The organism is Glycomyces sp. NPDC050141 (assembly GCF_055586545.1).
On sequence record NZ_JBVJHZ010000004.1, the window covers coordinates 1 to 18,596 of the forward strand.

An 18,596-nucleotide genomic window follows, 5' to 3' on the forward strand; every position below is an offset into this window, starting at 1 on the left:
CACCCGGTCCCATTCCGAACCCGGTCGTTACGGCTTCCAGCGCCGATGGTACTGCACTCGAGAGGGTGTGGGAGAGCAGGACACCGCCAAACATTAACTTATAGAAAAGGCCTGACGCTTATGCGTCGGGCCTTTTCTGTTTAGCGCGATAGGATTCGGTTGTGGTTGGTCAGCCAATTCGTCGCATCGGAGTGTTCGGGGGGACTTTCGATCCCCCGCATCTGGGGCACCTTGTCGCCGCCAGTGAGGCGGCGTTCCGGTGTGCGCTCGATGAAGTGGTGTTCGTCCCTACGGGTGATCCGTGGCAGAAGCACCATCTGAAGGTGACCGATGCCGGTGCGCGGCTGGCGATGACGCGTTTGGCGGTCGAGTCCGATCCGCTGTTTCGGGTGAGCACCTGCGACATCGAGCGTGTCGGCGCCACGTATGCGGTCGACACTGTCGCTGATGTCCGGGCGGAGTACGACGAGGAAGTGGACCTGTACTTCATCATCGGGGCCGACTCGTTGGAGAACCTCCACACCTGGCATCGGGTCGAAGAGCTTTGCAGGGCAGTGAGGTTCATCGCGTTGAACCGTCCGGGGCACTCGCGCAGGGAGGTCGACACGTCGTTCGGGGCGCGGGTCGAGTTCATCGACATGCCTGCGGTGGACCTGTCTTCGACGGAGTGCCGTGAGCGCGTGCGGGACGGGCAGCCGATCCGGTACCTCGTGAGCGATGCGGTCGAGGCGTACGTGCGGGAGCAAGGGCTCTACCGCGGCTGACCGTTGGGACGCTTCGCACAGCGACTGGGGTTAAACGGGGAAGTCGTCGTCGTACCCCGCGTGTAAGACTAGAGCTGCGCCGGTGGACCCGCCGGCGGGAATCCCATGTCAGGAGCGTTCGTGACCGCAAGTGAAACCGCCCAGACCCTGGCCTTCGCCGCAGCCCAGGCGGCGGCCGACAAGAAGGCCTTCGCCATCAACCTTCGGGACGTCACCTCGAAGATCGCCCTCACGGACGTCTTCGTGATCGTTTCGGCCTCGAACGAGCGGCAGGTCCACGCGGTCGTCGACGCGGTCGAGGAGAAGCTCATCAAGGAGTTCGACACCCGCCCGCTGCGCCGTGAGGGCAAAGGCGGCGAGCAGTGGGTGCTCTTGGACTACAACGAGATCGTGGTGCACGTCTTCCACAAGGAGGCCCGCGACTACTACGGTCTCGACGGCCTCTGGAAGGACTGCCCGGAGATCGAGTGGAGCGACGATGCCGAATCGGAGCGCGCGCGCCAGATCGAGTCCCTCAGAGGCGATGTCGAGGACAGCGAGTGAACCGACTGCTGATCGTCCGGCACGGGCAGACCGAGTGGAACGTCGCGGGCCGCATTCAGGGGTCCAGCGACATCGACCTCGACGAGACCGGTGTGGCGCAGGCTGCTGAGGCCGCTCCTGAGCTGGCCGCGTACGGGCCGGTCCGGATCATCTCCTCGGACCTGCGTCGGGCGGTCGCAACGGCTCGGCCGATCGCCGATCTGACCGGGATCGAGATCGAGCTGGACAAGCGCCTGCGTGAGCGTGCTTACGGCCCTTGGGAGGGCCTGACGCAGGGCGAGATCGCCGAGCAGTTCCCCGAGGAGCACCGGCGTTGGCGGACGCAGCAGCCGCTGCAGCACCCTGAGATCGAGACTTGGGGTGATCTGCACCGCCGCACGGGCGAAGCGGTGCGGGACATCGTCGAGTCGGAGGTCGAGGGGACCGCGATCGTGGTCTGCCACGGCGGTTCGGCGCGGCAGATCGTCGGCGGCGTCCTCGGTTTCGACGAGGCCGCGGCGAGCAGCCTGTCGGGCATGGACAACGCGCACTGGGCCGAACTGCGGCGGATGCGGTCGGGCAAGTGGCGCATGTACGGGTACAACCTGGGCGTTCCTGCCCCGCACACGATCGGGCGGAGCCCGCTCGCGGGCGATCAGCAGGCGGGCCGCCGCTAGGGTTCCGGCCCCCCGGAACCCTGGACCGGGCCGGTTCTGGCGTCGTACGCTTCGGTCGAGGTGCAACCGCGCCGCGCTCGGAGGCGTCAAACCGGCATGAAAACACAGACTTCACGCGTTCGACGGATCGCGGGCCTGACCGGCCCGCTCGTCGGCGTGCTCATGGTGGCCGTGCTCGCGGCGTGCGGCGCGGGCGACGGCGGAAGCGACGGCGAGACGTCGACGCCTGTGACCTCGGCCGAGCCGACCAGCGCGCCCGAGACGACCGAGGAGAGCCCAGTGCCGGACGAAACCACCCCGTACCTGGACCCGTCGCTCGGCGACTCTTCCAAACCCGGGTCGTCGATGACGATCAGCGGCACGGTCGAGGCCGGCGTCGAGGCCGGGTGCCTGGTGCTGGAGCACGACGGCACCGTGTACGGGATCTTCGGGAACTACGACTCGTCGGTCGTGTACGCGGGCGCCTCGGTGACGCTGCAGGGCACGGTCGACGACGGCATGATGTCGACCTGCCAGCAGGGGACCCCTTTCGTGGTGGAGGATGCCCAAACCCTGGATTAGGTAGTGTGGCCGCGTGACCGTCGTCGTCGTTACCGATTCCACTTCGGCTTTGCCCGAGCCGCTGCGCACCGCGCGCGGCGGCTTGACGGTGCTCGGGATTCCGGTGCTGATCGACGGCGTCGAGTACCGCGAGGGCGAGGACATCGGCGGTGAGGCGATCGTGCGGGCGATCCGGGAGGGCCGCGAGGTCACGACCTCGGGTCTGCCGCCGGAGGAGCTGCGGGCGACGTACACGCGGTTGCTGGACGAGGGTGCGAGCGGGATCGTCTCGGTGCACTTGTCCGGGCGGCTTTCCGGGACGGTCGCGGCGGCTGAGGCCGCGGCGGCGGGCTTCGGCGGCCGGGTCGCGGTGGTCGACTCGCTGGGCGCGGGCATGGGGGTCGGGTACCCGGCGCTTGCCGCGGTCGAGGCGGCGGAGCAGGGCGCCGAGCTGCTGGCGGCCGCTGCGGCGGCGCAGTCGGCGATCGGGCGGACCTCGACGTACTTCTACTTGGACACCCTGGAGTACCTGCGGCGCGGCGGGCGGATCAGCGCGGCGCGGGCGATCGTGGGGACGGCGCTGTCGGTGAAGCCGATCCTGGGCGTCGAGGACGGGCGCATCGACGTGGTCGAGAAGGTGCGCACGCCGACGCGCGGGCTGCAGCGCCTGGCGGCGCTCGCGGTGGCCGACGCGGGTGACGCGGAGGTCGAGATGACGGTGCACCACTTGGGGGCCGAGCGTCGGGCCGAGGCTTTGGCGGGCTGGCTCGGGGAGCGTTTCGAGGGCCGGCTGCGGCGGATCGACGTGACCGAAGTCGGTGCGGCCGTGGGGGCCCACTGCGGGCCGGGCCTGGTCGGCGTGATCACGAGGCGGCTTCCGTGAGCGGAAGCTTGATTGGCGGGGTATCCGATGGTTCGTTGGGGCCGGGGCCGGGGCCGGGGCCGGGGCCGCGGGGCGCGGCTGCGGCCGCCGCCGCGGCGATATAGGGCGTGCCCCTTCCCACCCGCATCCACCTCCTACCAACCGAAGAAATGAGACGACTCTCCCACACCGGTCCGACATCTCGGCGTTTCGGCGGTCCGGTTGCGGGCCGCATTATGGCTGCTGGCTTGGGCTTCGTCCACACTTGTTGCGGTTATCCACAGGGGCGATTCGAGTTATCCACAGGCCGAAAAGATCGCAGTTACGGCCGTGTCCTTCGCTCGTTGAGCCGGGTATGGAACGCGAACTGCCACCTGATTCCGCCGCTCTCGCCGCGAGGCTCCGGATGCGGCTCAACGAGCCCGCCGACGAACCCGGGGTGTGCAAAGAGACCGTCGATGCCGGTTCCGGTCAACCCGAACCCGAGCCGGTGGTCAAACCGCCACCGGCCCGGCGCTTCGACGAGCGGCTCGAACGCCTCCAGAACCGACTCGGGCTCTCACATCTCAACCGGTGGGTCCTGGTGACCGTGGCGCTGCTGGTCGCGGCCGTTGGCCTGTCGGTGACGATCTTGTCCTGGCCCGATGCCGAACCCGCCGCGACCGCGCCTGCCGAACCCGTTGAAGCGAGTGCGGCCGAACCGAAGACGATCATCGTCTCGGTCGCCGGTGCCGTCAAGGAACCGGGCATCGTGGAGCTCGAGGCCGGGGCGAGGGTGGCCGACGCGATCGAGGCCGCGGGCGGGCTGACCGAAGGCGCGGACCCCGGGTTCCTCAACCTCGCGCGCGTCGTCGCCGACGGGGATCTCGTCGCGGTCCCCGATGCCGCCGCTTCGGGGGCCGCTGCACCGGTTCCGGGAGACGATCCGGGCGGCGCGAGCGGTGCGGGCGGCGGGCTCGTGAACATCAACGTGGCCAGCGCTGCCGAACTGGACGCACTCAAGGGCATCGGCCCGGTCCTCGCCGAGCGGATCATCGAATACCGCGAGGCCAACGGCAGTTTCCAAACGCTTGATGAACTGTCCGAGGTCTCGGGCATCGGCTCGGCACTGCTGGAGCAGCTTCGCGACCAGGTGACGCTATGACGCGGATCTTGGATGGAGCCAGGCCTCCGCAGCGGCCGCTCGGTTCGCGCGGGAGGTGGGCGCGGTGAGCTACGAGTTCGCACTGCGGCCCGCGCCTTCCGAGGTGGTGCGGCGTGACTGGCGTCTGCCGCTCGTCGCGGCAGGTGTGTGGGCGGCGGCGCTTGCGGGCCTGTACGGGAACGTGGTCAGCGGGGTGCTGGTCGCAGTCGGGTGCGCGGTCCTCGTGGTGTTGGGGCGCAAATGGAAGCGGGGGTTCGCGGCGGCTGCCGCCACAGTCGCGTTCGGCGGGTTGCTGAGCGCGGGCGTCACGACCGTGCATGTCGCAGTGCGGGACCATGCCGGGCTTGCGGCGGCGACTGACGCTGAAGCGCCCGGGGAGGCCGAGCTGGTGCTGCACACGGCGCCGAAGCCGTCGACTCAACGCCCGGAGTTGGTCACGGCGACCGCGCGCCTGCGTGCGTTCGAGGTTGAAGGCGTTTCGCTGGAGGGCCACTGGCAGGTGCTGCTGGTCGCCAGCGGCGAAGAGTGGCGCGAGGTGAGCGCGGGGCAGCGGCTGACCGTCCCCGCGGTGCTCCGTGAAGCCGATGCGGGCCGTCTGACGGCTGCCGTCGTGAGCGCCCGTGGGCCTCCGGAACTCGTTGGGGCACTGTCGCTTCCGAACCGGGTGGCCGCTCATGTGCGGGAGCGGTTGGCGGCCGCTGTCGAGGTGGTGCCGCAGCCGGAAGCGGGCCTGATCCCGGCGCTCGCGGTCGGCGACACCTCGATGATGGACCCGGAACTGGCCGCCGACTTCCGGGCGACCGGCCTGGTGCACCTCGTGGTGGTCTCCGGATACCACCTGAGTCTGGTGGTCGGGGCGGTCCTGGCGGTTGCGTTGGCGTGCAGGGCCGGTCCGCGCGGCCGGGTGGCTGCCGGGGCGGTCGCGATCGCGGCGATCGTCGTGGTGGCCGGGCCGCAGCCGAGCGTGCTGCGGGCAGCGGTGATGGCGGCGATGACGTTGCTGGCGTTGGCTGCCGGTCGTCCGAGGGCGGCGATGCCGGGTCTGGCGACGGCGGTCCTCGTCGTGATCCTGGCCGATCCGGACATGGCGGCGCAGGCGGGGTTCGCGCTGTCGGTCGCGGCCTGTGTCGGGTTGCTGTTCTTGGCGTTCCGCTGGGCGCGGCCGCTCGAACACCGGGGCTGGCCACGGTCGGTGGCGCTGGCGGTGACGATCCCGTTGGCGACGCAGGTGACGGTCACGCCGCTGCTGATCGGGCTCGGCAGCGGGGTGAGCCTGGTGTCGGTCCCGGTGAACGTGCTGGCGTCGCTGGTGGCCGCTCCGGTGGTGGTGCTGGCGGTGGGTGCGGCCGCAGTGGCGGCCGTGTGGCTCCCGGCGGGGGAGGTGGCGGCGCATCTGGCTGCCGTACCCGCGAGGTGGTTGATCTGGTTGGCGCGCAATGGCGCTGAGATTCCCGGCGCGCTGGTGCCGGTGCCCGGCGGGGTGTGGTGGGGGCTGGGTTCGGCTGCGGCGATGGCGGTGCTGGTGGTGTTGCTGCAGATGCGGCGGTTGCGGATACCGGTCCTGGCGGTGCTCATCGCCGCTGGGCTGGGGACGGTTCCGGCGTGTCTGATGACGGGCGGTCCGCCTTCGGGATGGGTGGTCACGATGTGTGATGTCGGGCAGGGGGACGCGCTCGTGCTGCCCGCGGGGGACGCGGTCGTCGTGGTTGATGTGGGGCCGGAGCCTGCGGCGGTGGACGCGTGCCTGGACGAGTTGGAGGTGGAGCGGATCGCGCTGCTCGTGTTGTCGCACTTCCATATCGACCACACCGCCGGGATCGGGGGTGCGATGGAGGGCCGCGAGGTCGACGCGATCCTCGCGCCGCCGCCGGGGGAGGCCAGGTACGGGTACGAGCTGGTCGAGGAGCGGGCCGGCGCGGTTCCGGTGCTCGAGGCGGTGCCGGGGGAGGCGTTCGAGTTCGGGGCGACGCGGCTGGAGGTGCTGGGGCCGCCGTCGGAGTTGTTGAGCGGCACGCGGTCGGACCCGAACAACAACTCGGTGGCGCTGCGGGCGGACGTGGCCGGCACGAGCGTGCTGCTGACCGGTGACGTTGAGCTGGAAGGCCAGCGCGCGCTGCTCGGGAGCGGGGCGGCGCTCGGCGTGGACGTGTTGAAGGTGCCGCATCACGGGTCGTCGTTCCAGGTGCGGGAGTTCCTGGAGGCGGCCGATCCCGCGGTGGCGCTGGTCGGGGTCGGGAGCGGCAACGAGTACGGCCACCCGGACCCGGGCCCGCTCGGGGTACTCGAGGAGGGTGGCGCCCTGGTGTTCCGCACGGACGAGGCTGGCCGGATCACGGTGGCGCGCAACGGCAACGAATTCGAGGTGACGACCTCGGACTGAGACTTCGACCGGCCCCCGAGGTCGGGTGTGTCGGTTCGCCGGGCCCCCGATCTCAATGATCGCCCGGGGGTACGACAAGTCTTGGCGGGCATCCCAGGAGGCTCGGCGGTGGGTCGCCTTTCGGGTGAATGGGGTTCGGGATGTTCCGGTGCGGTTCGGCATCGCCGGGCAGCGGACCGTGGTTGCGCGGGAGACGATGGCCCGGTCGAAACCCGGGGGTCCGCGGGCGGCATGGGAGGATGGTCCGGTGGCTGCACTCGAACCCATCCGCCTGATCCAGGGCGACGACGAATTCCTCGCCGAGCGGGCCGCCGCCGACTTCGTGAAGGCGGTGCGCGCCGAGCTCCCCGAAGGGGAGACCGCGCCCGCCGTCAACCGCATCAGCGGCGGTGACCTCACCGCGGGCGCCTTCGCGGAGCTGACCAGCCCGACCCTGTTCGGCGGCGCGGTCGTCGGCATCATCGAGTCCGGCCAGGACGTCGACAAGGACCTCGCTCCCGCCGTGCTCGCCTTCGCCAAGCAGCCCGCCCCCGGCATCTACCTCGCCGTGTGCCACAACGGCGGCAACAAGGGCAAGGGCCTCGCCGAGGGCTTGAAGAAGCTCGACGTCGAGGTCGTGCGCGTCTCCAAGATCAAGCGCCAGCCCGACCGGGTGGCGTTCGTGCGCGGCGAACTGCGCGACGCCGGGGCCTCGCCGCGCTCGGCTTCGGCGGAGATCGCCGACACCATCATCCAGGCCGTCGGCTCCGACCTGCGCGAGCTCGCTTCGGCGTGCGCGCAGCTCGTCGCGGACACCGACGGCAAGATCACGCAGGAGAGCGTGGCGCAGTACTACTCCGGCCGCGCCGAGGTCTCGGGGTTCACCGTCGCCGACGCGACGATCGCCGGTGACGCGGCCGAGGCGCTCGGCGCGCTGCGCTGGGCCATGCAGGTCGGGGTCGACGCGGTGCCGATCGCGGACGCGCTGGCGATGGCCGTGCGGAACCTGTCGCGCGTCGCCGCCGAGCGCGGCGGTGCGGCGCAGCTCGCCGGGCAGCTCGGTATGGCGCCGTGGCAGATCGAGAAGGCGCGTAAGCAGGCCCGGAACTGGACCGCGGACGCCCTCGCCGAGGCGATGCGCGTGTGCGCCCGGTTGAACGGCGAGGTCAAGGGCGGGGCCGACGACCGGGGGTGGGCGCTGGAGCACGCGATCCTCGAGATCACCCGGTTGAGCGCGGCAGGGAAGGGCAGTCGTGTCTGAGTACCGTCACGGGCGAGTGTCCCGGCCGAGAAGGCCCTGGTACGCGCGGATGCTGCGGTTGAAGCACCTGTACCTGTCGAACATCTGGTGCGTGGTGCTCTTCGAGGGCTCGATCGCGCTGGCGGTGCTGATGGCGCTGACGGAGCTGGTGTCGTGGTGGGTGGTGCCGGTGCTGCCGCTCGCGGTGGCCGGCATGGTGAAGCTCAACGACCTGATTGCGGGGTCGCTGGAGCGCCACGGCTGAGTGCGCCTGTGGGAACGCCGAAGGCCCAGGGGCGAACCCCTGGGCCTTCTGAAGCTTTGTCGCTGCTCGTTCGCTCGCTTAGGCGGCGGCGGAGAGCTTGTTGAACGACGCGGCCAGCTTGGACTTGCGCTGGGCGGCCTGGTTCTTGTGGATGACACCCTTGGTGGCAGCCTTGTCCAGCTCGCGGCTGGCGGCGCGCAGGTGGGTCTCAGCGGCGGCGACGTCGCCGGTGGCAGACGCCTCACGGAACTTCCGGACGGACGTCTTCAGCGACGACTTCACTGCCTTGTTGCGCATCCGGCGCTTCTCGTTCGTCAGGATGCGCTTTTCTTTGGACTTGATGTTCGCCACGCGTGAAGCCTCAGTTTCGTGATTGCTTGGTTCCTTAATTGATCGCGTCGGAGGCAGAGGGCACTCCGAGCGCCTGTCAACGTTACCAGGAGCCGAGCATCGCACACGCCCTGGGAGCATGACCGCGAACCAGGTTACACGAGGTCGCGGGCGGGGCGCGAATCCCGGTGCGCCGCTGTTACCCGCGATACCCGAACGCCGCCAGAAGGCGTGTCAGGCGGTGTCCCGCAGCGGCCGGGCGGGCGCGCCGCGGCGGTTCAGAGCGTGGCGCCGCGGGCTCTGAGAGCGGGGAGGATCACCTGGTCGAGCATCTCTTCGATCGCGCCGGTGTCCACGTGGCCGAAGAGGATGAACTCGTTGCGCATCAAGTCGATCGGGAGTCGCCGCAGCCGTTCGGAGAGGTGTTCCTCGGCGAGTTCGCCGCGCGCGATCGCGCGCGCGTAGACCGTGCCGCTGAGGGCTTTCGCGAGGTTGTTGACGATGCCTTCGATGAGCACCTTGCGGGCTTCGGGGTCGACGCTGACTTGGGCGAGCATGCTCAGCATCGCCGACTGCCCCACCATGCGCATCCGCTCGTGGGCGAGTGTGAGCAAGGCGATGGTGTCGCCGCGCAGGGTGCCGGTGTCGGGTACTGACTCGGCCTTGGGGATCCGGTTCGCCGCGCAGGCGATCATCAGCTCTACCGGGCTCGACCAGCGGCGATACAGCACGGGCTTGCTGGTGCCCGCGCGTTTCGCGACGCCTTCCATGGTGAGTTTGGTGAAGCCGACTTCGCGGAACTCATCCCATACGGCGTCGAGGATCGCCTGCTCAAGTTCCTCGCCGCGGCGTCGCGACGACACTTTGCGTTCCAACGGGGCCCCCTCTAGATACTGACCGTTTCTTATGTTAGCTTGAGGATATCAAGATACGGACCGTATCTTGCGGATGATTGGAAACCATCATGGAAACCACCCCCAAGCCCACACCGGTCGGCCGGGTGCTCGGGATCAGCGTCGGGCTCGCGCTCATCGTCGGCCTCATCACCCTCGCCTTCGCCTGGCCCTCGGCCGGCCTGGGCCCCAACGAGGTCCCCATCGCCGTCATCGGCCCCGACGCCGCCGCCGACCAGGTCCAGGCGCAGCTCGACGAGGCCGAGCCCGACGGCTTCGACGTCACCGCCGTCGCCGACCCGGCGGAGGCCGAGACCCTCATCAAGGAGCGCGAGGTCTACGCGGCCATCGCCATCACCCCCGAGTCCGTCGACCTCTACACCGCCTCGGCCGCCTCGCCGACCGTGACGCGGCTCGTGACCGGCATCGCCCAGCAGGTCGCGGCGCAGCTGAGCCAGGCCGCGGGGCAGCCCGGCAGCGTCACCGTGAATGTCGAGGACGTGGTCGCGCTGCCCGCCGACGACCCGAACGGCGCCGGCCTCGCCGCGTCGGCGTTCCCGATGGCCTTGGGCGGCATCGTGATCGCCGCGCTCATCACGTTCACCGTGCGCGGCTCGGGCCGCCAGGCGGCGGTCGCGGTCCTCGCGCCGCTGGCCGTGGGTGCGGGCGTCGCGGCGATCCTGATGTACGTGCTCGAAGCGATCGACGGCGACTACGTGGCGATCTCCGGGGCGCTGGCGCTCACCATGGGGGCGACCGCATGGGGCATCCTCGGCCTGGCGAAGCTGCTCGGCCGCCCCGGGTTCATCCTGGGCGCGGTGACCGTGATGCTCGTGGGCAACCCGCTGTCGGGCATGGCGGCCGCGCCGGAGATGCTGCCCGCGCCGTGGGGCGCGTTCGGGCAGTTCCTGTCGCCGGGCGCGGGCGGGACACTGGTGCGCTCGACCGCGTACTTCGACGGCAACGGCGGCGAGGCGGCGGTCTGGACGCTCGCCGGATGGGTCGTCGTCGGTGTGCTGCTCTTCACGATCGGCGCGGTCCGCGCCAAGGTGAAGGGCGTGAACGAGGAAACGAAGGAGCCCGCCGAGGCCGCCGCGTAGCGGCCGGAGCGGAGAGGATCGGTGGCCCCGGCCCGCACGCAAGCGCGGGCCGGGGCCACCGGGCGTTTTTGGCGCAGAGGGGTTCAGATAGGGCGGCGATTCGCAGCTGCCCCCGGTTTCGATGGTCGCAGAAGGGTGCGACATAGCGGCGATTCGCGGGCGGGTTCGGCCGGTGCGGGGCCTGGCTGGGCCTCGCGAGGGCGGGTTCGGGTGAGCGGGAGCCTTTTCCTGCTGGGTGGGCGGGGGTTCCCGCAGGAGTAAGGCAGAATTAGCTAGCCACCTCACCCGATCAAGGAAGGTCACTGTGACCAACGCGCCAGGCTCGACGCCTCCGGAGTCGATCCGGAACTTCTGCATCATCGCGCACATCGACCACGGCAAGTCCACGCTGGCCGACCGCATGCTGCAGATCACCGAGGTCGTCGACGCCCGCCAGATGCGCGCGCAGTACCTCGACCGGATGGACATCGAGCGCGAACGCGGCATCACCGTGAAGTCCCAGGCCGTGCGCATGCCCTGGACCGCCCGCTCCGGCACGGCCGAGGGCCAGGGCTTCGTGCTCAACATGATCGACACGCCCGGCCACGTCGACTTCACCTACGAGGTCTCCCGGTCGCTCGCCGCCTGCGAAGGCGCGATCCTCCTCGTGGACGCCGCGCAGGGCATCGAGGCGCAGACCCTCGCGAACCTCTACCTCGCGATGAACAACGACATGACGATCATCCCGGTCCTCAACAAGATCGACCTCCCCTCCGCGGACCCCGACCGGTACGCCGAGGAGATCGCGCACCTCATCGGCTGCGAACCCGAAGACGTCCTGCGCGTCTCCGGCAAGACCGGCGTCGGCGTCGCCGAACTCCTGGACGCGGTCGTCGCCCAGGTCCCGGCGCCCGTGGGCGACCCGGACGCGCCCGCCCGGGCGATGATCTTCGACTCCGTCTACGACGTCTACCGCGGCGTCGTCACCTACATCCGCGTCGTCGACGGCAAGCTCAACGCCCGCGACCGCATCCGCATGATGTCGACCCGGGCCGACCACGAGCTGCTGGAGATCGGCGTCATCAGCCCCGAGCCCGTGGTCTCCAAGGCCCTCAGTGTCGGCGAGGTCGGCTACCTCATCACCGGCGTGAAGGACGTGCGGCAATCGAAGGTCGGCGACACCGTCACCCTCAACAAGAACCCCGCCACCCAGGCCCTGCCCGGCTACACCGAGGCCAAGCCGATGGTCTACTCCGGGCTCTACCCGATCGACGGCTCCGACTACGGCAACCTTCGCGAGGCCCTCGACAAGCTGCAGCTCAACGACGCCGCGCTCCAGTACGAGCCCGAGACGTCGGCCGCGCTCGGCTTCGGCTTCCGCGTCGGCTTCCTCGGCCTGCTGCACCTGGAGATCATCCAGGAGCGCCTCGAGCGCGAGTTCAACCTCGACCTGATCTCGACCGCGCCGAACGTGGTGTACCAGGTCGTCAAGGAGGACGGCGAGGAGATCGAGGTCACCAACCCCTCGGAGTTCCCCGAGGGCAAGATCTACTCGATCACCGAGCCCGTGGCCAAGGCCACCATCCTGGCCCCGAAGGAGTACATCGGGCAGGTCATGGAGTTGTGCCAGTCCAAGCGCGGCGTCCAGCTGGGCATGGACTACCTCTCGACCGACCGCGTCGAGCTCCGGTACAGCCTGCCGCTGGCCGAGATCGTCTTCGACTTCTTCGACCAGCTCAAGTCCCGCACCAAGGGCTACGCCTCGCTCGACTACGACATCGAGGGCTCCCAGGAGTCCGAGCTCGTCAAGGTCGACATCCTGCTCCAGGGCGAGAAGGTCGACGCGTTCGCCGCGATCGTCCACAAGGACCAGGCCTACGCGTACGGCGTGCGCCTCTCCGAGCGGCTCAAGAAGCTCATCCCGCGCCAGCAGTTCGAGGTGCCCATCCAGGCCGCGATCGGCTCGCGCATCATCGCCCGCGAGACCATCCGCGCGCTGCGCAAGGACGTCCTCGCCAAGTGCTACGGCGGCGACATCTCCCGCAAGCGCAAGCTCCTCGAGAAGCAGAAGGAGGGCAAGAAGCGGATGAAGAACATCGGCCGCGTCGAAGTCCCCCAGGAGGCGTTCATCGCCGCACTGCGGACCGACGAGTCCTAGACAGCGCAGAAGGGGCGGAGCCGTTCGGCTCCGCCCCTTTTCGCTTGCGCTGCTTACATCTCCGGCGGGTAGCCCGGCGGCGGCCCAGGCGGCGTGTTCGGGGGCACGGGCGGGTAGCCGTGCGGCGGGGGCTGGTGCGGCGGCTTCGGGTGGTTGCCCGGCCGCGACTTCAGGTACTGCTCGACCTCGGGCTGGAAGACCAGGAAGAACGCCCCGCCGACCGCGCCGAGCTTCGCCAGGGCCAGCAGCGAGCCGAGCGCCGCGTACCAGCCCAGGCCCCAGCCGCCGACGAACCCGCCGAGCGAGAAGAAGCCCAGGACGCCGAGCCCGATGTACAGCGGCGTGCGCGGGTCCTGCGCGCCGAACGCGCCGAGCTTGTCCTTCGTGATGAAGTACGCGATCGCGACCGCCCCGGCACCCCAGACCAGACCGAAGACCGCACCGCCGACGAGGAACCCGGTCCCGTACCACCAGGGCGCGGTCGCCGAGGCGATGAGCGAGAACACGAACACCAGCACCGTCGCCGCGGCATAGACCCACAGCAATTGCGTCAGCTGATTGACTTTCTTAGGGCGGGAAGGGTTTTCCTTGATGCCCCATTCGGAGGCGAAATCGCCCTGCCCCTGGGGCGCGCCGCCGTAGTGCGGCGGCGGTCCGGCAGGGCCGCCACCTGGGTGGGCGCCGTGCGGATTCGATTCGGGCGGTTGCGGCGGATAGGTCATGATCGCTGCTCCGGGCAAAGAGAAGGGCGTGCTTTCTCTGCTCACTGTAGCCTTTCGCGGCCAGTTCCGGGGGACGGAGTTTTCCGCGCAATTGCGTGGGGGATATGGCAATACAGCGCAATTTCGAACGCTATTCGAAAGAACCCGAATGGATCACGGTGGCGTGCAGGGGCGGCCCCGGGTTCGCCGGGACCGCCCCCGCACGGGACAGTGCTAGTTCAGGTAGTCGTCGGCCAGCTCGTCCGAGTTCGCGAACGGGCTCGTGTTCGTCGACATGGTCGAGACGTCGAGCGGGCGGTCGTAGGTCTGGTGGAGGACCCGCTCGCGGTCGGCGATCGCATAGGACCGGCGCGTGTAGACGGGCGCGTCCGTCACCGACACCTGCGGCACCACCTGGAAGTTCACGTCCATCTGGTCGGGGGTGATCACCGTCTCCACATACCCGCGCTGGGTGTTGCGGAACTTGAGGTGCGGGTTGACCTGGAGGAACACGTTGTCTTCGGGGATGCCGTCCGCACCGTCGCCCCCGGAGGTGATCGACGAGGCGACCAGTTCGACGCCGACCGAGTTCCCTGCGTTGGACGGGAACGCGTCGAGGATCTCGGACGCCCAGTGCGCGTGCACGTCACCGGTGAGCACCACCGGGTTCCGCACCCCGGCCTCGACCCAGCCGTCGATGATCCGCTGCCGCGAGGCCGCGTACCCGTCCCAGCCGTCCATGCTGGTGCGCAGGATCTCCTCGGCGGCGGTGTTGTCGCGCTGCGCGAAGAACACCTGCTGCCCGAGCACGTCCCAGCGGGCCCGGGAGGCGTGGAAGCCGTCGAGGAGCCACTCCTCCTGCGCCTCACCGGTGATGGTGCGCGACTCGTCCCACGCGTCGGCGCAGTTGCTCTGGTAGCCGTCGCCGCAGGCCTGGTCGTCGCGGTACTGGCGCGTGTCCATCATGTGGAAGTTCGCGAGCCGGCCCCAGCGGACCCGCCGGTACAGCTGCATGTCGATGCCCTCGGGGACCGAGGAGCGGCGCAGCGGCATGTTCTCCCAGTACGCCTGGAACGCGGCGGCCCTGCGGGCCAGGAAGTCGGCAGGCACCGGTGTGTCCGAGCCCTTCTCGGGGGTCTCGTCGGCCCAGTTGTTCTCGACCTCGTGGTCGTCCCAGACCACGAGCCACGGCGCGGCGGCGTGCGCGAGCTGCAGGTCCGGGTCGGCCTTGTACTGGGCGTGGCGCTGGCGGTAGGTCGCGAGCGACACCGTCTCGGGCCCTTCGTGGTCGCGGACGTTCCCGCCGGGCGCGATGTACACCCCGGCCTTGTACTCGTACGCGTAGTCGCCCAGGTGCAGGATCAGGTCGGGGTTCGACTCGGCCAGGTGCCGGTAGGCGGTGAAGTACCCGTGCTCGTACTGCGCGCAGGAAGCGAAGCTCATCCGCAGCTGCTCGGGCATGGCGTTGCGGGGCGGGGCGGTGCGGGTGCGCCCGGCGGGGGAGGTCCACTTGCCGGTCTTGAACCGGTAGTAGTACTCGTGGCCCGCGCGCAGGCCCTCGACTTCGATGTGGACGCTGTACCCGATCTCGGGGGCGGTCTGGACCTCGCCGTGGGCGACGCGGTGGCGGAAGCGCTCGTCGCGGGCGACCTCCCACTCGACGTCGAAGGCGCCGTTCGGCATGCCGCCCATGCCGTCCTCGGCGAGCGGGTCGACGGCGAGGCGGGTCCATAGGACGACGCCGTCGGGTTCGGGATCGCCGGAGGCGACGCCGAGGGTGAACGGGTCGGCGTCGAGCGTGGGGTGCGTGTTCGATTGTGCCCAGCCGGCGGCCGGGACCGCGATGGCGGCACCGGCGGCGGAGGAGGCGAGCAGGATTCGGCGCGACAGGCGCATATGGACCTCGCTTCGGGGGAGTTGCGCGGGTTTGTGACCCGTACAGCCCAGCAAGCGAGCGTGGATGCGCCGGAACCTCCGGAGGTCGCGTCGGTGAACCGGCGCCGAACAGTGGTGTCCGAACGCGACTATTCGGGCGCGGCGAAGGTGATGATCACGGCCGTGGAGTCGGCGACCTCGACGACCTGCGCTTCGCCGTCGACCTCCGCGTCGGGCTCGGCCCACTCCTCTTCGCCTGCGGTCCAGACCATCCCGTTGAAGGAGACGGCGGCGACCTCGTGGTCGTACGCCCTCGCGACGGCCCACGCGGCCCGGTTCCAGCCCTCCGCGGCGCCGCCCGCCTCGATCACGAGCCGCGCATCGCCTACTTCGGACACTTCAGTGCCCCAATGATAGGCGTACGCGTCGGCCAGCGCCGCCGGGTCGGCCGCCGGTTCGCTGAGGCTCCCCGAGACGCAGGCGAGCCCGGCCTCCTCGCCCCCGGCGAACGCGTCGGCGATGACCTGGGCGTCTTCCTCCCACTGCTCGTACAGGTCCGGGTAGGCGCTGATCTGGACGGCCTGGGCCGCCTCGGCGAGTCGCATGTCCTCCCAGCCGTCGGTGCGCTGGAGCTTCTCGTAGAACTTGTACGAGGAGTAGACCGGGTCCATGAGCTCTTCCTCGGAGCCCCAGCCCATGCTCGGGCGCTGCTGGAACAGCCCCAGCGAGTCGTCGTGCCCGAAGTCCACGTTGATGAGCTCGGACTCCTGCATGGCCGTGGTGATCGCCACGGCCACGGCGTGCTCGTCCATGCCCTCGCGGATGCCCACCGCGGCGATCGTCGCCGCGTTCGAGGCCTGCTCGGCGCTCAGGTGCACCTCGGCGCCGGAGCCGAGGTAGCAGCCGGTCTTGCTGGGCCGCAGGGCTTCGCGGGCGTCCTCGGTGCAGGCCGTGAGGGCCGCGAGGAGGGCCAGCGAGGCCAAAGCCGGGAGCGTGCGCATCTGTGCCCTGGACAACAGCGACTCCGATCAGGTCGGTCGGCGGCTGATCAGCCTACCCAAGAAGGAGGACGCTTCTCAAGGAACGAACGGGTGCCTTCCCGGCCCTCTTCGGAGAAGAAGTACTCAGCCGTCACGGCAGCGGCCCTGCGCAACTCCCCGCGCAGATCCGGTGTGGCCGTGAGCACTTTGATACCGGCCTGCGCTGAAGGGCCGCCGAGTTCCAGCCGCGCGACGAGGTCTTCGACGACCGAGTCGAGGTGCTCCTCGAAGACCGCCGTCGAGACCAGGCCCCACTCGGCCGCGTCCTCGCCCGTGAACACGTCGCCGTCCTCGACGACGAGCCCGCCGCCCGCCAGGAACAGCTCCCGCATCCGCGCCGGGGTGATCCGCCGCGCCACCACGGGGCCGATCACGGCCGGGACCACGCCCAACCGGACCTCGCTGAACGCCATCTCGGCGTCGAGTGAGGCGATCGTGAAGTCGGCGGCGGCGATCAAACCGAGCCCGCCGCCGCGCGCGGCCCCGCGCACGGCCGCCACCACCGGCACCGGCGCCTCCGCGATGTCGGCCAGCAGCTCGGCCAGGTGCGCTGCCGGGAGCGCCGCGACGCTGCTGGCAGCGACCGACTCCTTGAGGTCGGCGCCCGCGCAGAACACGGGCCCGGCGTGGTCGATCACGACCACCCGCACGTCGCGGTCGGCGACGGCCCGGGCGAGCGCGGAGCGGAGCTCGGCGATGAGGTGGGTCGAGAGGGCGTTGCGCCGTTCGGGCGCGTTGAGGGTAATGGTCGCCACTGCCTGTTCGGCGCGGTAGGCGATCGGTGCGTCATTGCGTTCCACGCCAGTACCGTAGTGGGCGTGTCCACCGTCTCGCCAGTAGCCGACCCGAATTCGCCCGCCGCCTCCATCGCGGCGGCCGCCGCCGACCCCTCGACCGGGGCGGCCGGGTTCGGGTTCTACGTGCACGTCCCGTTCTGCGTCTCCCGCTGCGGCTACTGCGACTTCAACACCTACACGGCCTCCGAACTGGGCGCCGGGGTCTCCCGGGACACGTACGCGTCGATCGTGCGCGCCGAGATCCGCGACGCGGCTGCTCGGTTCGGCAAGCGCCCCAAGGTGGACACGGTGTTCTTCGGCGGCGGCACACCCACGCTGCTTTCTGCGGCGGACCTCTCCTCGATCCTCGCCGAGATCGACGACGCCTTCGGGCTCGCCGACGGCTACGAGGCCACCACCGAGGCCAACCCCGAGTCCGTCGACGCCGACTACCTCGCCGAACTCCACGACGGCGGCTTCACCCGCCTGTCGGTCGGCATGCAGTCCACCGCCTCCCACGTGCTCAAGATCCTCGACCGCGAGCACTCGCCGCAGAAGGCCCTCAACGCCGTCGAGTACGCGCACAAGGCCGGGTTCGAGCACGTCAGCCTCGACCTCATCTACGGCACGCCCGGCGAGACCGCCGCTGATTTCAAAGCGAGCCTCGACGCGGCCGTCGGCGCCGGGGTCGACCACGTCTCGGCGTACGCGCTCATCGTCGAGGACGGGACCGCGCTGGCCCGCCGCATCCGCTCAGGGCAGGTCCCGCAGCCCTCCGACGACGTGGCCGCCGACCGGTACCTCGCCGCCGAAGCCGTCCTCTCCGAAGCCGGGTTCCACTGGTACGAGGTCTCCAACTGGGCCACAACGGAAGCCGCGCAATGCCGCCACAACCTCCTGTACTGGGAGGGCGGCCACTGGTGGGGCGCCGGCCCGGGCGCGCACTCGCACCTGCCGGGCGTGCGCTGGTGGAACCACAAGCACCCCTCGACCTACGGTTCGGCGCTCGCGCGGGGCCTCCCGGCCGCCGGGCACGAGGACCTCACGGACGACGACCAGTACCTCGAGCGCATCCTGCTGCGCACCCGGCTGGCGAGCGGACTCCCGCTATCGTTGCTGCGTCCGACCGGTAAGGCGGCCGCCGAACACGCAGCCGCCGACGGACTCGCCGTCATCGAAGACGAACGCCTCAAGCTCACGCTGCGCGGTCGGCTCCTCGCGGACGCGGTCGTGAGAGACCTCACCTCCTGACGGCGTTCCGGCCGGTCAACGTTAGATTCGTGAAGGCGAACCGTATTCGCCTATCGTGACGCCCCGCGCGCCTCCCCCTAGAGGCCGCGGCACCTCCCAGGTGACGTCCGCGCACGGACC

Annotated in this window: 18 protein-coding genes and 1 rRNA gene; 13 read left to right on the forward strand and 6 right to left on the reverse strand. The window is 70.0% G+C overall.

The features are described 5' to 3' along the window. The 10 genes from rrf to ACZ60M_RS03335 form a co-directional block, all read left to right on the forward strand. A 5S ribosomal RNA gene (gene rrf, locus ACZ60M_RS03290) occupies positions 1 to 92 on the forward strand; the annotation flags it as partial. 69 nt (positions 93 to 161) lie between these two features. After that, positions 162 to 764 (forward strand): nicotinate-nucleotide adenylyltransferase, encoded by a 603-nt coding sequence (gene nadD / locus ACZ60M_RS03295; protein WP_465414221.1) that lies wholly within the window; start codon positions 162 to 164, stop codon positions 762 to 764. Between the two features lie 120 nt (positions 765 to 884). After that, positions 885 to 1,307 carry a ribosome silencing factor gene (gene rsfS, locus ACZ60M_RS03300; protein WP_465414223.1) on the forward strand — a complete coding sequence of 141 codons (423 nt, stop codon included), beginning with the start codon at positions 885 to 887 and terminating at the stop codon, positions 1,305 to 1,307. Further along, complete coding sequence (locus tag ACZ60M_RS03305) at positions 1,304 to 1,963, forward strand: histidine phosphatase family protein (RefSeq protein ID WP_465414225.1); 660 nt, start codon at positions 1,304 to 1,306, stop codon at positions 1,961 to 1,963. Before rsfS ends, ACZ60M_RS03305 begins: the two co-directional genes overlap by 4 nt. 96 nt (positions 1,964 to 2,059) lie before the next feature. After that, a complete protein-coding gene (locus tag ACZ60M_RS03310; RefSeq protein ID WP_465414227.1) occupies positions 2,060 to 2,524 on the forward strand; it encodes a hypothetical protein in 465 nt (154 codons plus the stop codon). 13 nt (positions 2,525 to 2,537) lie between these two features. After that, positions 2,538 to 3,386 carry a DegV family protein gene (locus ACZ60M_RS03315; RefSeq protein ID WP_465414228.1) on the forward strand — a complete coding sequence of 283 codons (849 nt, stop codon included), beginning with the start codon at positions 2,538 to 2,540 and terminating at the stop codon, positions 3,384 to 3,386. 334 nt (positions 3,387 to 3,720) lie between these two features. After that, positions 3,721 to 4,509, forward strand: coding sequence for a helix-hairpin-helix domain-containing protein (locus tag ACZ60M_RS03320; protein ID WP_465414230.1), 789 nt, complete (start codon positions 3,721 to 3,723; stop codon positions 4,507 to 4,509). 64 nt (positions 4,510 to 4,573) lie between these two features. Continuing rightward, positions 4,574 to 6,889 (forward strand): ComEC/Rec2 family competence protein, encoded by a 2,316-nt coding sequence (locus ACZ60M_RS03325; RefSeq protein ID WP_465414232.1) that lies wholly within the window; start codon positions 4,574 to 4,576, stop codon positions 6,887 to 6,889. 196 nt (positions 6,890 to 7,085) lie between these two features. Beyond that, positions 7,086 to 8,129, forward strand: a complete 1,044-nt coding sequence (holA, locus tag ACZ60M_RS03330) for a DNA polymerase III subunit delta (protein WP_465414543.1) — start codon at positions 7,086 to 7,088, stop codon at positions 8,127 to 8,129. Beyond that, positions 8,122 to 8,373 (forward strand): hypothetical protein, encoded by a 252-nt coding sequence (locus ACZ60M_RS03335; RefSeq protein ID WP_465414234.1) that lies wholly within the window; start codon positions 8,122 to 8,124, stop codon positions 8,371 to 8,373. Before holA ends, ACZ60M_RS03335 begins: the two co-directional genes overlap by 8 nt. Before the next feature lie 78 nt (positions 8,374 to 8,451). Here the strand turns inward: ACZ60M_RS03335 and rpsT are convergent, their stop codons facing one another. Together rpsT and ACZ60M_RS03345 are read right to left on the reverse strand one after the other, a co-directional pair. Further along, positions 8,452 to 8,724 carry a 30S ribosomal protein S20 gene (rpsT, locus tag ACZ60M_RS03340; RefSeq protein ID WP_205328010.1) on the reverse strand — a complete coding sequence of 91 codons (273 nt, stop codon included), beginning with the start codon at positions 8,722 to 8,724 and terminating at the stop codon, positions 8,452 to 8,454. A 257-nt stretch (positions 8,725 to 8,981) separates the two neighbouring features. Further along, positions 8,982 to 9,578, reverse strand: a complete 597-nt coding sequence (locus tag ACZ60M_RS03345; RefSeq protein ID WP_465414237.1) for a TetR/AcrR family transcriptional regulator — start codon at positions 9,576 to 9,578, stop codon at positions 8,982 to 8,984. 89 nt (positions 9,579 to 9,667) lie between these two features. Between ACZ60M_RS03345 and ACZ60M_RS03350 the strand changes: the two genes are divergently transcribed. Both ACZ60M_RS03350 and lepA read left to right on the forward strand, forming a co-directional pair. After that, positions 9,668 to 10,696: an ABC transporter permease gene (locus tag ACZ60M_RS03350; RefSeq protein WP_465414239.1), complete on the forward strand. Its 1,029-nt coding sequence runs from the start codon at positions 9,668 to 9,670 to the stop codon at positions 10,694 to 10,696. A gap of 304 nt (positions 10,697 to 11,000) precedes the next feature. Beyond that, positions 11,001 to 12,833, forward strand: coding sequence for a translation elongation factor 4 (gene lepA, locus ACZ60M_RS03355; RefSeq protein ID WP_465414241.1), 1,833 nt, complete (start codon positions 11,001 to 11,003; stop codon positions 12,831 to 12,833). Between the two features lie 53 nt (positions 12,834 to 12,886). Here lepA and ACZ60M_RS03360 read toward each other — a convergent pair whose 3' ends face one another. The 4 genes from ACZ60M_RS03360 to ACZ60M_RS03375 form a co-directional block, all read right to left on the reverse strand. Beyond that, complete coding sequence (locus tag ACZ60M_RS03360; RefSeq protein ID WP_465414242.1) at positions 12,887 to 13,555, reverse strand: hypothetical protein; 669 nt, start codon at positions 13,553 to 13,555, stop codon at positions 12,887 to 12,889. Between the two features lie 213 nt (positions 13,556 to 13,768). Next, entirely contained in the window at positions 13,769 to 15,430 is a 1,662-nt protein-coding gene (locus ACZ60M_RS03365) for an alkaline phosphatase D family protein (RefSeq protein ID WP_465414244.1), read from the reverse strand. A 128-nt stretch (positions 15,431 to 15,558) separates the two neighbouring features. Next, positions 15,559 to 16,425: a hypothetical protein gene (locus tag ACZ60M_RS03370; protein ID WP_465414246.1), complete on the reverse strand. Its 867-nt coding sequence runs from the start codon at positions 16,423 to 16,425 to the stop codon at positions 15,559 to 15,561. A gap of 32 nt (positions 16,426 to 16,457) precedes the next feature. Beyond that, positions 16,458 to 17,249 carry an enoyl-CoA hydratase/isomerase family protein gene (locus tag ACZ60M_RS03375; protein ID WP_465414248.1) on the reverse strand — a complete coding sequence of 264 codons (792 nt, stop codon included), beginning with the start codon at positions 17,247 to 17,249 and terminating at the stop codon, positions 16,458 to 16,460. A gap of 66 nt (positions 17,250 to 17,315) precedes the next feature. Here ACZ60M_RS03375 and hemW point away from each other — a divergent pair, with 66 nt between their 5' ends. Then, positions 17,316 to 18,476 (forward strand): radical SAM family heme chaperone HemW, encoded by a 1,161-nt coding sequence (gene hemW, locus ACZ60M_RS03380; protein ID WP_465414544.1) that lies wholly within the window; start codon positions 17,316 to 17,318, stop codon positions 18,474 to 18,476. Positions 18,477 to 18,596: the final 120 nt, after the last annotated feature.

Bases quoted from the DNA above. Each gene is read 5' to 3' on its own strand.
- holA (WP_465414543.1), top strand. From the start codon at position 7,086: ATGGCCCGGTCGAAACCCGGGGGTCCGCGGGCGGCATGGGAGGATGGT.
- ACZ60M_RS03365 (WP_465414244.1), bottom strand. From the start codon at position 15,430: ATGCGCCTGTCGCGCCGAATCCTGCTCGCCTCCTCCGCCGCCGGTGCC.
- ACZ60M_RS03320 (WP_465414230.1), top strand. From the start codon at position 3,721: ATGGAACGCGAACTGCCACCTGATTCCGCCGCTCTCGCCGCGAGGCTC.
- ACZ60M_RS03350 (WP_465414239.1), top strand. From the start codon at position 9,668: ATGGAAACCACCCCCAAGCCCACACCGGTCGGCCGGGTGCTCGGGATC.
- ACZ60M_RS03310 (WP_465414227.1), top strand. From the start codon at position 2,060: ATGAAAACACAGACTTCACGCGTTCGACGGATCGCGGGCCTGACCGGC.
- ACZ60M_RS03360 (WP_465414242.1), bottom strand. From the start codon at position 13,555: ATGACCTATCCGCCGCAACCGCCCGAATCGAATCCGCACGGCGCCCAC.